The following is a 13,670-nucleotide window of genomic DNA, read 5'->3' on the forward strand; positions in this document are numbered from 1 at the left end:
GGTCGGTCAAGGGTGGCCGAAGGCCATCGCGAAGCGACGCGACCGAAGGGAGCGCCCTTGAGGGACCGGCCCGCCACGGAGAGACGATGAGACAGACGGGAAACCCCCAAACCCTCCCTGATCCGGCTCGGCTCGGATGCCGCCCTCCGGGGCCCCGCGGGCACTCCGACGCCGCCTCAGCGGAACCCCACCCGTGCCTCCACCCGCACCCGGGGAGGCGGGTGGGCAGGCGCCGACCCGGCCCCGGGGGCCGAGGGGCAAAAGCGGGCCCGCCGCCGGAACCGCCCGGCCCGCGATCTTACCGATCGGTGACGTGGGGCCCCTGGGCCGCCCACAAGGGCCGTTCCGCATCTAGCGTGATCAGCACATCCCCCCGTGCGATTGATTGGCCAGAAGGCGGAGAAATGACTGTTGAGACGCTTCCGACGACCTGCAGCTACCCCGAGTGCACCCACCACGTCGAAGCGCCGACGCCCGGCAACCCGGCGCCCCGATACTGCGCTCACCCCGACCACAACTCGCTCGGAGCCTTCCGCAAGTTCCGGGCCTCGCGGCAGCAGCGCAAGGAGGAGAAGCGTCAGGTGGCCGAGGCCAAGAAGGCGGCCAAGGCGGCGAGCGGCGTTCAGACGCCCGCCATGCCCGCCCAGACGCCCGCGGCCCACGCCCACACCCACAGCCACGCCCACGACTCGGCCCTTCCCCAGGCCGACGGGGCGATGGAGGCCATGGAGGCCATGGACGCCATGCAGGCCGTCCAGGACGGCGCCGCGGCCCGTAACGACCTCATCGGGCTCGTGACCCGGCTGGCCACGGACCTTCCCGCCTACATCGAAGAGCTGGCCATCATCACCGACTCGGTGGCCGCCGAGGCGCGCATCGAGACCGTGACCAAGGCCGCCGCCCAGCGGACCCTGGCCGCCGAGCAGCGCACCGCGCTGGCCGAGGAGGCCGCGGAGATGGCCATCGCCGAGCTGGACGGGGCCAAGGAGCGCTTCGAGGAGGAGACCGAGAAGATCCGCACGGAGACCGCGCAGCAGGTGTCCGACGTGGAGTTCGTGCGGGCCGAGCTCGAACGCTACCGCGAGCGGGTCGCCCAGCTGGAGGAGCGTCTCGACAAGGTGCGCGAGGAGGCGGACGCCGCCCGCAGGGAGCGCGGCGACCTCGCGCTGGAGCTCCAGCGGCACCACGCCGAGCAGGCCGGCCACATCTGCAACGCCGCGTAGGCGTCCCCTACAGGTAGTCCTCCAGCCGCCCGACCTTGTACCCCTGTTCCTGTATGTGCTGGAGCATGCGGGTGGTCATCTGGATTTCCGTCGCGCCCTTGAGCTCCGACGGGCCGCGGAAGTGGGCCAGGATGATGTCGCCCGGTTTGAGGGCGGAGCCCTCGGCGTACTGGAAGTTGTTGATCTGCATCGACGCGCGCCACAGGACGACCGAGGAGATTCCGCACTCGGAGGCGGCCTTGAGGGTGTCGTCGTTGTAGTTGCCGTACGGCGGGCGGAACAGCGTCGGGCGCTTGCCGAAGCGCTTCTCGAGGCGTTCCTGCTGGCCGCATATCTCCTTCTTCTGCGCCGCGAAGGGCAGCGTGCGCAGGTTCGGGTGGGTCAGCGTGTGGTTGTTTATGGTGCTGCCCGAGCCGTTGTCCCGGAGCTTCTCGAAGTGCGAGTAGTCCGCCGAGGCGATGTTGTCGGTCAGGAACATGCTGATCGGCAGCTTCAGGTCGGCCGCCATCTTCAGGAACTCGGGGTCCTTCTCCGCGCCGTCGTCGAAGGTCAGGAAGACGACCTTGTCCGTCGGCGGGACGGGTATTCGGTCCACCACGGCCGGCTTGCCCGGGGCCGCCTTGGGCAGCTGGGGCTTCTGCGCGGGCTTGGGGGCGTACTGGACGGGGGCGCTCAGGCCCCACTTCCGGTACGCCTCGTCCGCCGGCGTCCCCGCCGACGCGGAGGCGCCCGGGGCCGCGGAGGACCGCGCGGACGGGGAGGCCGAGGCCGTCCCCGTCTCCTGCGCGGTCTTGCGACCCAGCCTCTCGATGGGATCCACGCTGTTCCCGCACCCCGTCAGGGACAGCGCGAGCGCGCCGGCCGTCAGCGTCCCGGCTACCAACCGGCGCGCATGCATCACAGGTAATCCTCCAGGCGGGCCACGGCGTACCCCTTGTCCGTGACGGTCTTCATGACATGACGGATCATGTCAGGCATCGTGCCCTTCCAGTCCTCCCGACCCCGGAAATGAGTCAGGATGATGTCGCCGGGGTGGAGGTCGCGGTCCCACTCGCGGTAGTCCATCCGGTTCACGAAGGCCTCCGCGTTCCACAGCGGAACCGCCTTGATGCCGCAGGACTTCGCCGCGCGCAGCGTGTCCTGGTTGTAGTTGCCGTACGGCGGGCGGAACAGCTCCGGGCGCTTGCCGAACTGCTTCTGGATGGTGTCCTGCTGGCCGCAGATCTCCTCGCGCTGCTTCTCGTAGGAGAGTCCGGGCATGTAGCGGTGGTTCAGCGTGTGGTTGTTCAGGGTGACGCCCGCGTCCTGCATCCCCTTGAAGTAGGGGTAGTTGTCGCGGACGAGGTAGTCGCTGAGGAACGCCGTGTACGGGATCTTCAGCTCCTTCATCATCCTGACGAACTCGGGGTCCTTCTCCGCGCCGTCGTCGATGGTCAGGAAGACGACCTTGTCCTCCGTCGGGACGGTGGTGAAGACCGGGGGCAGTTCGTCCTGGTCCTCGACCTCGAAGCCCTCGCGGGTGGTGATCTCGGGCTTCGTCTTCGGCGCGGCCGGGGCCATCAGGGGCGTCTTGAGCAGGCCCCACTTCTTGGCGGCGGCGATCCGGGCCTGCTGGGCGGCCTTGAGCTGCTCGGCGGCGTCGACTCGGGCGCCCGCGGCGCCGGGGCCCGCTTCGCCGGCCTTGGTCTTGGCCGGCGTTCCCGAGTCCGCGGCCCCGCACCCCGTGCCCAGGGCGGCGACCAGCAGTGCGGCCAGCGCCACCCCGTACCGGCCGCGCGGGCGTGCCGCGAGCCGGTGACCATACTGCGCAGTATTTCCCTTTTGTCGTACTAGCTGCATAGCAGCGGATCCTTACACCGCGCAGCGCCCCGGCACGGACGACACCACGGCCGGAGCCCGCCCTTCCACCGACTGGCCGACAGTGACTCCTCCCCCTCGCAAGCGAGGGGGCTTCTCGCTATGCCGGTTGGGCTTCGCGACGGACCAGCCCGGCCCGTAGGACATTGAGTGCGCCGACCATGTCCGCGTGCGCGGTGTGGCCGCACGCGGTGCAGTGGAACTTCTCCTGTGTGAGCCGGTTCTCCTTGGCGGTGTGCCCGCATTCGGGACATCGCCGGGAGGTGTTGCGGGGGTCCACGGCGATCACTTCCCGTCCGGCACTCTCAGCCTTGGCGTTCAAGATCGCGAGGAACACCCCCCATCCGGCATCGTTGATGGACCGGTTTAGTCCGGCCTTCGCCGCAGCCCCGTTGGGCCGGAAGCTGCCCGGCTTGTCGGGGGCGGGCTTCGGGGTGGGGGTGGCACTCATGTTGCGAATCTTGAGGTCCTCGTGCGCGATGAAATCGTGTTCGCGAACGAGACCAAGCGCGGTCTTGTGTGCGTGGTCCAGACGCTGACGGCGGACCTTGCGGTGCACGGTGGCCATTTTCGCGACGGCCTTGCGGCGACGCTTCGATCCGCGCTTGCACCGACTGAGCGACCGCTGCGCGGTTTCGATCCTGGAGGCGGCCTTGCGGCCATGGCGTGGGTTGGCGACGTGCTCACCATTGGAAGTGGTGAGGAACGAGGCTATGCCCATGTCGATGCCCACCGCAGAGCCTGTCGCGGGCATCGGCTCGGGCAGCTCCTGCTCGACGGTCAGGACGACGTACCAGCGCTTGCCCTCGCGCTTGACCGACACGGTCTTGACCTTGCCGGCCACCGGCCGGTGCTGGTTGACCTTGACGTGCCCGACGCCCTGGAAGCGGACGCGGGTGACGGGGTCGTGTGGGGTGGCATTCCAGCGGCAGCCGTCGCCGTCTTTGGGGAAGTCCACCGTGTCGAACCACATCGCACCCCGAAAGCGCGGGTAACCCGGGGTGTCGCCGGATTTGACCCGGCGGAAGAACGCCGTGAACGCCTTGTCGAGACGGCGCAGCGTCGCCTGCTGCGAGGAGAACGACCACCGGCCCTGACGCTCCGGATCGAAGGCCCGGATCTCCTTGAGCTGTGCGGACTGCTGCCCGTACGTGAGGCTCGTCTTCGAGACGTGCCGCCAGGCATCCCGGCGCTCCTGTAACGCCCCGTTGTAGAGCGAGCAGTGGTCACGCAGCATCTCCCGCAGCGCGATCCCCTGGCCCGTGGTGGGCCGCATGAGGAACTTGTACGCACGGATCAACCGGCCCACCCCCTCACCACTCGGTTCAGAGATCCTACTACCGTTGGGGTATGTCACCACGCTGGGAGCCGAACCCCGATATCCGCACTGGTCGCCACATCGCCTCTAGCCTCCATGCGCACTTGGTGTTCGTCACCAAGCATCGGCGTGGAATCCTCGATGACGGCATGCTCAAACGGTGTGAGGAGATCATGCGAGAGGTCTGCGGGAAGTTCGAGGCCGAGCTGCGCGAGTTCAACGGCGACGCCGACCACGTGCACCTGCTGGTGCACTACCCACCGAAAGTCGCCCTGTCGAAACTGATCAACTCACTCAAGGGCGTCAGTTCCCGCCTCCTGCGGGCCGAGTACACCGGCCGGACCAACCAGGTTGGCATGGGCTCGGTATTCTGGTCCCGCTCGTACTTCGCGAGCTCCTGCGGCGGCGCTCCACTGACCGTGATCCGCCAGTACGTCGAGGCCCAGAAGCGCCCTCGCTGACCGTCACTCCGTAGGCGCAGAGAACTCCGAAGATCAGAGATGGAACGGTGACCCCCGAAGACTTCGCCGCGCTCCTCACCCCCGAGGGCCGCGCGCTCCTCGACTCCCTCCGCGACTACGACCCCGGCCAGGAGCTGGCCGTCGCCACCCGGCTGCGCCGCGAACACCCCGCCCCGCTGGTGTCGGCGGCCCTCGGGCAGGCCCGGCTCCGGCAGCGGGCGGTGGCGAAGTTCGGGGCCGAGGACGCGTTCCGGATGTACTTCACGCCCGGCGGCGGCGAGATGGCCACCCGCGCGTCGGTGGCCTCGTACCGCGCCGGGCGGCTCGCGGCGCTGGGCGTACGGAGCGTCGCGGACCTGTGCTGCGGCATCGGCGGGGACGCCCTGGCCCTGGCCCGGCTCGGGATCCGGGTGCTGGCGGTGGACGTGGACCCGCTGACGGTGGCCGTCGCGCGGGCCAACGCCGAGGCGCTGGGGCTGGCGGACCTGATCGAGGTCCGCGAGGCGGACGTGACGGAGGTGGACGTGTCCTCGTACGAGGCCGTCTTCATCGACCCGGCGCGGCGCGGCGGGCGCGGGAGGATCTTCGACCCGGAGTCGTACTCGCCGCCGCTGTCCTGGGCCGTGGAGACCGCCCGGGGCGCGAAGCACGCCGCCATCAAGATCGCCCCCGGGATCCCGCACGAGGCGGTCCCGGCGGAGGCCGAGGCCGAGTGGATCTCCGACCAGGGGGACGTGAAGGAGGCCGTGCTGTGGTTCGGCACCGCCCCGGGCACGGTGCGCGCCACCCTGCTGCCCGGGCCGCGCGAGCTGCTGACGGCCGATCCGCTGCCGGATCCGGAGGCGGGCCCGGTGGGCCGCTACCTCTACGAGCCCGACGGGGCCGTGATCCGCGCCCACCTCGTCGCCGAGGTGGCGCAGCAGCTGGGCGGCCGGCTGATCGACCCGACCATCGCCTACGTCACCGCCGACGAGCTGCGCGCGACGCCGTACGCGACCGCGTACGAGATCACGGACGTGCTGCCGTTCGGGCTGAAGAAGCTGAAGGCGCTGCTGCGCGAGCGCGGGGTCGGGATCCTGACGGTGAAGAAGCGCGGCTCGGCGATCGAGCCGGAGGAGCTCCGCAGGAAGGTGAAGCCGCAGGGGCCGAACTCTGCGACCGTCTTCCTGACCCGGGTCGCGGGCGCGCCCTCGATGCTGATCGGATCACCGGTCGCCCGGCCGTAGCCGTGGGCCCGGCGCTCAGCCCGCCACGTCCGACAGGACCGGCCGGCGGCGGGCGGCCGCCGGGGCGGGGCGGAAGGCGCGGGCCGCCCAGCGGTGGTGGGTGGCCGCCTTGGCCACGCCCAGCAGCCCGGTGATCCACAGGATCATGCCGAGCCCCACGAAGCACACGAGCTCCCCGTACGTCGCCCCGCCCGGCCGGGCCCCGGCCGCCGCCGCGAAGGCCACCCAGAGCCCGCAGGCGCCCAGCGCCAGGGAGGCCCCGAGCCACACCAGGCTCCGTACCGGCGCGCGCAGCGCGGGCTCGGCGACGGGGTCCCGCCCGGCTTCGACCCAGCCGCACAGCAGCTCGTGCTCGCGCCGCTCCCGCCGGGCACCCCGCACGGACCAGATCCCGGCGGGCACCAGCACGCCGAGGCCGGTCGCGGCGTAGATCACCCCGTACAGGTACTCCAGGGCGTCGCCGGTCTCGAAGGAGGTCGCGGCCAGGCCGACGAAGGCCCAGCCGAGCGCGAAGGCGGCGCCCACGGCCCAGAGCTGCGCGAGGCGCCCCGGACCCAGGCCGCGCCGGCTCAGCTCGGCGAGGTGGCGCGCGCGGTCGGCCCGTACGACGGTCTCGTCCAGCCACTCGCGCAGGTGCGCGGGCGGCGGCGGAGGCGGGAGCTCACGGCTAGGCATGCGGACGACCCTAGACCCGGGCCCTCTAGCCGCGCCGCAGCCCGGCTCGACGCGCGCCTCAGCGCAGCTCAGCGCACCTCGGCGCACCTCAGCGCAGCTCAGCGCAGCTCAGCGCACCTCAGCGCGCCTCAGCCGCCCGTGACCTCGACCGATTCGAACCGCCAGCGGTGCACGGCCCGGGTGATCAGGTCCGCGGCCGGCTCCGGCAGCTCGGGCAGCTCCGCCGCGAGCCCCTCGGGGGCCTCCCACCAGGTGACCACGAGGACCCGGTCCTGCGCGGCCCGCAGCACCTCGCGGCGCACCGGCTCCCGGGCCAGGACCTGCGCCCGGGCCCACTCCAGCAGCTCGTTGCCCCGGCCGTCGGCGGCACGGGCCTCCCACATCAGCGCGACGGTGCTCACGAGTACAGGTTGTCCTTGCTGAGCTCGTGCACGTGGTCATGATCATGCGCGTGTCCGTGTCCGTGTCCATGACCGTGCCCATCCCCGTGCCCGTGCCCGTCCCCGTGCCCATCCCCGTGCCCGTTGCCGTTCCCCGGCACGTGCGGGTCCGTCACCGGCAGCGAGGAGTCGGCGGACAGGTCCCAGTCGGAGGCCGGCCGGTTGCGCTTGACCATCTCCGCGCCCAGCGCCGCCACCATCGCGCCGTTGTCCGTGCACAGCTTGGGACGGGGCACCCGCAGGATGATCCCCGCGTCGTCGCAGCGCTCCTGCGCGAGCGAGCGCAGCCGCGAGTTGGCCGCCACGCCGCCGCCGATCATCAGGTGGTCGACGCCCTCGTCCTTGCACGCGCGGATCGCCTTGCGCGTCAGCACGTCCACCACGGCCTCCTGGAAGGACGCCGCCACGTCGCGCACCGGCACCTCCTCGCCCGCCTTGCGCTTCGCCTCGATCCAGCGGGCCACCGACGTCTTGAGGCCGGAGAAGGAGAAGTCGTACGCCGCGTCGCGCGGCCCCGTCAGACCGCGCGGGAAGTTGATCGCCTTGGGGTCGCCCTCGCGCGCGAGCCGGTCGATGACCGGTCCGCCGGGGAAGCCCAGCTGCAGCACCCGGGCGATCTTGTCGAAGGCCTCGCCCGCCGCGTCGTCGATGGTCGCGCCGAGCGGCCGTACGTCGCTGGTGATGTCCGGGGCCAGCAGCAGCGAGGAGTGCCCGCCCGACACCAGCAGCGCCATGGTCGGCTCGGGGAGCGGTCCGTGCTCCAGCTGGTCGACGCAGATGTGCGAGGCCAGGTGGTTCACCCCGTAGAGCGGCTTGCCCAGCGCGTACGCGTACGCCTTCGCCGCCGAGACGCCCACCAGCAGCGCTCCGGCGAGGCCGGGCCCGGCGGTGACCGCGATGCCGTCGAGGTCGCGGGCGCTGACCCCGGCTTCCTTCAGGGCGCGTTCGATGGTCGGGACCATCGCCTCCAGATGGGCCCGCGAGGCCACTTCGGGCACGACGCCGCCGAAGCGGGCGTGCTCGTCGACGCTCGACGCGATGGCGTCCGCGAGCAGGGTGGTGCCGCGGACGACGCCGACGCCGGTCTCGTCGCAGGAGGTCTCGATGCCGAGGACGAGCGGTTCGTCAGCCATTGCTCTCACTGCTCTCAGGGTGCTCTGTGTGTGCGGTCTTCGTCTGTGCCGGGTCGGTCAGGCGCATCACGAGCGCGTCGACGTTGCCGGGCTGGTAGTAGCCGCGCCTGAATCCGATCGGCTCGAAGCCGAAGCGCTCGTAGAGCCGCTGGGCGCGGGTGTTGTCCACCCGGACCTCCAGCAGCACTTCGGCGCACTCGAAGTCGGTGGCGGCGCGCAGCAGTTCGGTGAGCAGCCGGGCGCCGAGTCCGGTGCCCCACTGGTCGCGGGCGGCCGCGATGGTCTGTACGTCGCCCAGGTCGCCGGCGGAGGCGAGCCCGGCGTAGCCGACGATCCGCCCCGTCCCCGGCTCCTCGGCGACGAGGTAGCGGTGGGTGGCCCGCGCTCCGCGCGCGTGGGTGAGCTCGGACCAGAACATCCCGGCGGACCAGGCGTCGTCGGGGAACAGCTCGTGCTCCAGCTCCAGCACCGGCTCGATGTCCCACCAGCGCATCTCGCGGAGCACCGCGGTCACGGCCGTCACTGCGGGGTGACCACCTTGTAGTTCTTGGGCACCTGCGCGTCGGGCCGCCGCAGGTAGAGGGGGGTCGGCGGCAGGAAGTCCGCGCCCGCCGCGAGCCGCTCCGCGGCCAGGGCCGCCAGGGCCGCCGCCGACTGGTGCACGGGCTCGCGCGCGTCGGGGAACACGTCCGGGTACAGCACCGCGCCCTGGCCGACGGCCGGGAGGCCCGCCACGCGCTCGGCGATGTCGGCGGGGCGGTCCACGGCGGGCTCGCCGGTGCGGGTGCGCGGGTCCTCGTAGCGCGCCCAGTAGACCTCCTTGCGCCGCGCGTCGGTGGCGACGGTGAAGGGGCCCTCGATCCCGGCGGCGCCGGCGGCGTACGCGAGGCCGTCGAGGGTGCACAGGCCGTGCACGGGGACGCCGAGGACGGAGGCGAAGGTGGAGGCGGTGACGAGGCCGACGCGGAGCCCGGTGTAGGGGCCGGGGCCGACGCCGACGACGATGCCGGTGACCGCTTCGAGCTTCACCCCGGCCTCGGCGAGGACCGCGTCGACGGAGGGCAGCAGCAGCTCCCCGTGGCGGCGGGCGTCGACCTGGTTCGACTCGGCGAGGACGGACTCCCCGTCGTGCAGGGCGACGGTGACGGCGGGCGTGGCGGTATCTACAGCGAGCAAGAGCACGCGAACAGCCTACGACTCCCGGGCCCCGGGCCCTTGCGGCCGGTCGCAGGGGGGCCCGGCTGCTACCTTTCGACCGGGGACACGACCGGGACTCGACCCGGTGTACGACCCGGCACACGGCCGGGGCGTCCCCGGGTCGACGACGCAGGCGCGGAGAGGTGGAGCAAGGTGGCACGCAGCAGCTCGGGAATCGTGGCCGGGCTCACCGCCGCGGCACTCGCGGCCATCGGCTTCCTCGGCTGGCAGGCCTCCGCGACGGCGCCCGCGCAACCGGTGAAGGCGGCCCCGCAGGCCCCGGCCGCGGCCCAGAACCAGACCCCCGCCAAGCAGGACCCGGCGAAGCCGGCGGCGCTGCCGGCCGATTCCGGGACCGGGATGCGGGTCGTGTACTCCGTGTCGCAGAAGCGGGTGTGGCTGGTCGCGGAGGACGGCCGGGACCCCAAGTCGTTCGCGGTGACGCCCAGCACGGTGCACCCGGCGCCCGGCAGCTACGCGGTCGGCTCGCGCTCGGGCACGGTCACCGGCACGGACGGGGTGCCGATCGAGCACGTCGTACGGTTCGCCAGCACGGACGGCATCGCGATCGGCTTCAGCGCCCGCGTGGACGGCTCGATGCCGGCGCCGGACCCCGCGAAGAAGGCGGGCGGCATCCGGATGACGCGGGCCGACGGGGACGCGATGTGGGCCTTCGCGACGATCAGCTCGAAGGTCGTCGTCGTTCCCTGACGCCCTGACGGCGTTCCGCGCCCACCAGACGATTCGCCCGAACGGGTGATCAGGCCGCCTCGGACTCCGGGGCGGCCTGCTCCGTGTGGGGTCCCTGCGCGTCGCATTCCGGTTCCGGTAGTGGTTCCCGGTCCGCGCGCGCGGGTGGCGTCGACACCGCCGTGGCGGCCACGCCCGCCGCGAGCAGGGCCCGCATGGACACGACGGGCGCTCGCTCTGCTCCTGCTGCCGGCATGGCTGCCTCCTGAGACCCCGGGGACGCTGCGTCCAGGCCGAACTTAGGCAGACCTAACCAGCGCTCGGTACCATGTCACCACGGGGCCCCGTACGAGCGCAATGTTTTCCCGACGGCTTGTCGGTACGTTGTCGGTACGTACGACGCGCTACCGGCCCGCGCCCCGCGCGAGTTCCGCCAGCTCCGCACCGGCCCAGCGCGCCCCGACGCCGCGCAGCGCGACCTCGCGGACGTCGTCCAGGACCTCCTCGTGGCCCACCGCCCGCCCGATCACCACGTGCAGCCGGTCGTCGGAGAGCTCCTCCACCTTGCCGTCGCCCCACTCCACGACGACCACGGACTCGGGCAGCGAGACGTCGAGGTCCAGGTCCTCCATCTCGTCCAGCCCGCCGCCGAGCCGGTACGCGTCCACGTGCACCAGCGCCGGTCCGCCGCTCAGGGACGGGTGCACCCGGGCGATCACGAAGGTCGGCGAGGTCACGGCCCCGCGCACACCCAGCCCCTCCCCCAGCCCCCGGGTCAGGGTGGTCTTGCCCGCGCCGAGCTCGCCGGTCAGCAGCACGAGGTCGCCGGGGCGCAGCAGGCCCGCGATCCGGCGGCCCAGGTCCTGCATGGAGGCGGGCGAATCGACGGTGATCAGGGTCTCGGCGGCAGCCTCGGCCAGGGCCTCAGCCGCCGGGCTGCGCGGTGCTTCCCGCGGTACTTCTTCCATGCGCCCCAACGTTAGTCGGTGCGGGGACGGCTCCGGTGCGCGCCAGCAGGTCGCCCAGCAGCCCGGTCACGATGTCGGGGCGCTCCAGCATCATCAGGTGCCCGGTGCTCTCCAGTACGACGAGTTCGGCGGCCGGCAGGGCCTCCTTGATCGCCACGCTGTGCTCGGACGGGGTGATCATGTCCCGGTCCCCGGCGACGACGGTGACGGGCACGTCCGCGAAGTGCTGGAGGGCGGCGCTCTTGTCGTGGGTCTGGAAGGCCGGGTAGAACTCCGCGACCACGTCGATCGGGGTCGCCTCGATCAGCCGCTCGGCGAAGCGCGCCACGCCGGGATCCACGTCCCGGGACCCGAACGAGTACAGCTTGATCATCCCGGCGAAGAGGTCGGCGGTGGCCCGGCGGCCCTTCTCCACCAGCTCCACCTGGGAGCCGAGCGCCTTGAGCACGCCCGGCAGGAGGCGGCGTACCGCGCCCAGTCCGACGGACGGCAGCCCGTACGTGACCTCGTCGAGCCGGCCGCTGGAGGTGCCCACCAGCGCCACCCCGAGCACGCGGTCGCGCACCAGCTCGGGGAACTGCTCGGCCAGCGCCATCAGGGTCATGCCGCCCATGGAGTGGCCGACGAGGACGAGCGGGCCCTCGGGCGCGGTGGCGTCGATGACGGCCTTCAGGTCGCGGCCGAGCTGGTCGATGGTCACCGGTTCGCCGTCGGCCTGGGCCAGGCCCCGGGCGCTGCGGCCGTGGCTGCGCTGGTCCCAGTACACGGCCCGGACGACTCCGCGCAGGGCGGCCCGCTGGAAGTGCCAGGAGTCCTGGGAGAGGCAGTAGCCGTGGCAGAAGACGACGGTGACCCCGGCGGCCGGGGACTTGCGCCGGAGCCTGCGCTTCTTGCCGCCGTCGGGCTCGGGCAGCTCGTCGGTCTCGTAGTACAGCTCGGTGCCGTCCTCGGCACGGCAGGTGCCCTCGGTGCCGCGCAGGGAGCCGTAGTCCCCGGCGGCGTCGAGCGCGAGGCGCGCCTTCATGCGGATCCCCCGCCCCACGGTGATGCGTTCGACCGCGACACCGGCCGCGGCGCCCGCCGCTATGACACCGATGGCGGCGCCGGCCCAGCCGGCCTTGCGCCAGTTCTCGCTCACGACGTCGCCGTCCTCACTCAGCCGCCCAGGTACACCCGGGGCACCCGACCTCCGATACGGGTGACGATCTCATACGCGATCGTATGTGCCGCTTGAGCCCAGTCCTCGGCGGTGGGTTCGCCGCGCTCGCCGTCCCCGAAGAGGACGGCCTCGTCGCCGACGCGGGCGAGGTCCTCGCCGAGGTCGACGACGAACTGGTCCATGGCGATCCGCCCGGCGGCCTGCCGGATCCGGCCGCCGACGAGCACGGGGCCGCGGCCGGAGGCGGCGCGCGGAAGGCCGTCGGCGTAGCCGGCGGGAACGAGCGCGAGGTGGGTCTCGGACTCGGTGACGTAGTGGTGGCCGTAGCTCACCCCGTGCCCGGCGGGAACGGACTTCACCAGGGCCAGGGAGGCCTTGAGCCGCATGGCGGGGCGCAGGCCGAGCTGGGCGGGCGTACCGAGCTCGGGCGCCGGGGAGACCCCGTACACGGCGAGGCCGCAGCGCACCAGGTCGAAGTGGGACTCGGGCAGGGTGAGGGTCGCGGGCGAGTTCGCGATGTGCCGGACCTCGGGCTCGACGCCCTCCTTCTCGGCGTACGCGAGCATGTCGCGGAAGGCGGCGAGCTGGAGCTCGATGGAGGGGTGGCCGGGCTCGTCGGCGCAGGCGAAGTGCGACCAGACGCCGGTGACCTGGACGGTGCCCTCCGCCTGCGCGGCGACGGCCGCGCCGACGAGTTCCGCCCAGTCGGCGGGCTGGCACCCGTTGCGGCCGAGTCCGGTATCGGCCTTGAGCTGGACGCGCGCGACCCGCCCGGCCGCGCGGGCGGCCTCCCGCACCTCGTCCAGGGCCCACATCCCGCTCACCGACACGTCGATGTCGGCCTCGACGGCCTCCCGCCAGGGCCCGCCGGGGGTCCAGAGCCAGCACATGACGCGCCCCTCGATACCAGCGGCCCGCAGGGCGAGCGCCTCCTCGGGGGTGGCGGTACCGAGCCACTCGGCGCCGGCCTCCTGAGCGGCCCGGGCACACGGGACGGCCCCGTGCCCGTAGGCGTTCGCCTTGACGACGGCCATCAGCCCGGCCCGGGGCGCCCGCGCGCGCAGCGCGCGTACGTTCTCCCGTACTGCGTCAAGATCGATCTCGGCGTACACGCGCGGCGCTGTCTCATTCATCGCCCACAGTCTCTCAGAGACCCCACCCCACCTCCCGTCCACCCGGCCCAGCGCGGAAACACCCGGCGCGGCCAAATCAACTCGGCGCAGCCCAAACCACTCGGCGCGGCCACATCCACTCGGCACGGCCAATTCCAGCCCCGCCGGCGTTTGAGGCGCGGGGTCTGGGGCGGAGCCCCAGGAGCCCGGG

General features: G+C 72.4%; 16 protein-coding genes. 4 read left to right on the forward strand and 12 right to left on the reverse strand.

Annotated features, from left to right (window positions below; translation table 11 throughout):
* The first annotated feature begins 404 nt into the window (after positions 1–404).
* The gene (locus ACFV0Q_RS27260; protein ID WP_385009004.1) at positions 405–1,223 is read left to right on the forward strand and encodes a hypothetical protein; all 819 of its coding nucleotides are present in this window, start codon (positions 405–407) and stop codon (positions 1,221–1,223) included.
* 7 nt (positions 1,224–1,230) lie between these two features.
* On the opposite strand, the gene ACFV0Q_RS27265 is transcribed toward ACFV0Q_RS27260, so the two are convergent.
* The 3 genes from ACFV0Q_RS27265 to ACFV0Q_RS27275 form a co-directional block, all read right to left on the reverse strand.
* Positions 1,231–2,121, reverse strand: a complete 891-nt coding sequence (locus tag ACFV0Q_RS27265; RefSeq protein ID WP_385009005.1) for a polysaccharide deacetylase family protein — start codon at positions 2,119–2,121, stop codon at positions 1,231–1,233.
* On the reverse strand, positions 2,121–3,062 hold the full coding sequence (locus ACFV0Q_RS27270; protein WP_385009006.1) for a polysaccharide deacetylase family protein: 942 nt from the start codon (positions 3,060–3,062) through the stop codon (positions 2,121–2,123). Before ACFV0Q_RS27270 ends, ACFV0Q_RS27265 begins: the two co-directional genes overlap by 1 nt.
* A gap of 118 nt (positions 3,063–3,180) precedes the next feature.
* Entirely contained in the window at positions 3,181–4,380 is a 1,200-nt protein-coding gene (locus ACFV0Q_RS27275; protein WP_385009007.1) for an RNA-guided endonuclease InsQ/TnpB family protein, read from the reverse strand.
* A gap of 50 nt (positions 4,381–4,430) precedes the next feature.
* Here ACFV0Q_RS27275 and tnpA point away from each other — a divergent pair, with 50 nt between their 5' ends.
* Together tnpA and ACFV0Q_RS27285 are read left to right on the forward strand one after the other, a co-directional pair.
* Positions 4,431–4,859: an IS200/IS605 family transposase gene (tnpA, locus tag ACFV0Q_RS27280; RefSeq protein ID WP_385009008.1), complete on the forward strand. Its 429-nt coding sequence runs from the start codon at positions 4,431–4,433 to the stop codon at positions 4,857–4,859.
* 47 nt (positions 4,860–4,906) lie between these two features.
* Positions 4,907–6,085 carry a methyltransferase domain-containing protein gene (locus tag ACFV0Q_RS27285; protein ID WP_385009009.1) on the forward strand — a complete coding sequence of 393 codons (1,179 nt, stop codon included), beginning with the start codon at positions 4,907–4,909 and terminating at the stop codon, positions 6,083–6,085.
* A 15-nt stretch (positions 6,086–6,100) separates the two neighbouring features.
* Here ACFV0Q_RS27285 and ACFV0Q_RS27290 read toward each other — a convergent pair whose 3' ends face one another.
* The 5 genes from ACFV0Q_RS27290 to tsaB all read right to left on the reverse strand — a co-directional run bounded on the left by ACFV0Q_RS27290 (position 6,101) and on the right by tsaB (position 9,515).
* Positions 6,101–6,760: a hypothetical protein gene (locus tag ACFV0Q_RS27290; protein WP_385009010.1), complete on the reverse strand. Its 660-nt coding sequence runs from the start codon at positions 6,758–6,760 to the stop codon at positions 6,101–6,103.
* A gap of 128 nt (positions 6,761–6,888) precedes the next feature.
* Positions 6,889–7,161 (reverse strand): hypothetical protein, encoded by a 273-nt coding sequence (locus ACFV0Q_RS27295; RefSeq protein ID WP_385009011.1) that lies wholly within the window; start codon positions 7,159–7,161, stop codon positions 6,889–6,891.
* Entirely contained in the window at positions 7,158–8,333 is a 1,176-nt protein-coding gene (gene tsaD, locus ACFV0Q_RS27300) for a tRNA (adenosine(37)-N6)-threonylcarbamoyltransferase complex transferase subunit TsaD (RefSeq protein ID WP_385009012.1), read from the reverse strand. Before tsaD ends, ACFV0Q_RS27295 begins: the two co-directional genes overlap by 4 nt.
* Entirely contained in the window at positions 8,326–8,826 is a 501-nt protein-coding gene (gene rimI, locus ACFV0Q_RS27305) for a ribosomal protein S18-alanine N-acetyltransferase (RefSeq protein ID WP_385009019.1), read from the reverse strand. Before rimI ends, tsaD begins: the two co-directional genes overlap by 8 nt.
* Positions 8,827–8,852: 26 nt before the next feature.
* Complete coding sequence (gene tsaB, locus ACFV0Q_RS27310) at positions 8,853–9,515, reverse strand: tRNA (adenosine(37)-N6)-threonylcarbamoyltransferase complex dimerization subunit type 1 TsaB (RefSeq protein ID WP_385009013.1); 663 nt, start codon at positions 9,513–9,515, stop codon at positions 8,853–8,855.
* A 168-nt stretch (positions 9,516–9,683) separates the two neighbouring features.
* Here tsaB and ACFV0Q_RS27315 point away from each other — a divergent pair, with 168 nt between their 5' ends.
* Positions 9,684–10,241, forward strand: coding sequence for a hypothetical protein (locus tag ACFV0Q_RS27315; protein WP_385009014.1), 558 nt, complete (start codon positions 9,684–9,686; stop codon positions 10,239–10,241).
* A gap of 49 nt (positions 10,242–10,290) precedes the next feature.
* Here ACFV0Q_RS27315 and ACFV0Q_RS27320 read toward each other — a convergent pair whose 3' ends face one another.
* The 4 genes from ACFV0Q_RS27320 to alr all read right to left on the reverse strand — a co-directional run bounded on the left by ACFV0Q_RS27320 (position 10,291) and on the right by alr (position 13,480).
* Entirely contained in the window at positions 10,291–10,476 is a 186-nt protein-coding gene (locus ACFV0Q_RS27320) for a hypothetical protein (RefSeq protein WP_385009015.1), read from the reverse strand.
* A 148-nt stretch (positions 10,477–10,624) separates the two neighbouring features.
* Positions 10,625–11,188 (reverse strand): tRNA (adenosine(37)-N6)-threonylcarbamoyltransferase complex ATPase subunit type 1 TsaE, encoded by a 564-nt coding sequence (tsaE, locus tag ACFV0Q_RS27325; protein ID WP_385009016.1) that lies wholly within the window; start codon positions 11,186–11,188, stop codon positions 10,625–10,627.
* Positions 11,145–12,326, reverse strand: coding sequence for an alpha/beta fold hydrolase (locus ACFV0Q_RS27330; RefSeq protein WP_385009017.1), 1,182 nt, complete (start codon positions 12,324–12,326; stop codon positions 11,145–11,147). Before ACFV0Q_RS27330 ends, tsaE begins: the two co-directional genes overlap by 44 nt.
* A gap of 17 nt (positions 12,327–12,343) precedes the next feature.
* A complete protein-coding gene (alr, locus tag ACFV0Q_RS27335) occupies positions 12,344–13,480 on the reverse strand; it encodes an alanine racemase (protein ID WP_385009018.1) in 1,137 nt (378 codons plus the stop codon).
* Between the last annotated feature and the right edge of the window lie 190 nt (positions 13,481–13,670).

This window comes from Streptomyces sp. NPDC059564, from assembly GCF_042735575.1.
GTDB lineage: Bacteria > Actinomycetota > Actinomycetes > Streptomycetales > Streptomycetaceae > Streptomyces.

Coding starts and splice junctions, on each gene's coding strand:
- ACFV0Q_RS27265 (WP_385009005.1), bottom strand. CDS start 2,121: ATGCATGCGCGCCGGTTGGTAGCCGGGACGCTGACGGCCGGCGCGCTC.
- tsaD (WP_385009012.1), bottom strand. CDS start 8,333: ATGGCTGACGAACCGCTCGTCCTCGGCATCGAGACCTCCTGCGACGAG.
- tsaE (WP_385009016.1), bottom strand. CDS start 11,188: ATGGAAGAAGTACCGCGGGAAGCACCGCGCAGCCCGGCGGCTGAGGCC.
- ACFV0Q_RS27260 (WP_385009004.1), top strand. CDS start 405: ATGACTGTTGAGACGCTTCCGACGACCTGCAGCTACCCCGAGTGCACC.
- tnpA (WP_385009008.1), top strand. CDS start 4,431: ATGTCACCACGCTGGGAGCCGAACCCCGATATCCGCACTGGTCGCCAC.
- ACFV0Q_RS27270 (WP_385009006.1), bottom strand. CDS start 3,062: ATGCAGCTAGTACGACAAAAGGGAAATACTGCGCAGTATGGTCACCGG.
- rimI (WP_385009019.1), bottom strand. CDS start 8,826: ATGCGCTGGTGGGACATCGAGCCGGTGCTGGAGCTGGAGCACGAGCTG.
- alr (WP_385009018.1), bottom strand. CDS start 13,480: ATGAATGAGACAGCGCCGCGCGTGTACGCCGAGATCGATCTTGACGCA.
- ACFV0Q_RS27320 (WP_385009015.1), bottom strand. CDS start 10,476: ATGCCGGCAGCAGGAGCAGAGCGAGCGCCCGTCGTGTCCATGCGGGCC.
- ACFV0Q_RS27290 (WP_385009010.1), bottom strand. CDS start 6,760: ATGCCTAGCCGTGAGCTCCCGCCTCCGCCGCCGCCCGCGCACCTGCGC.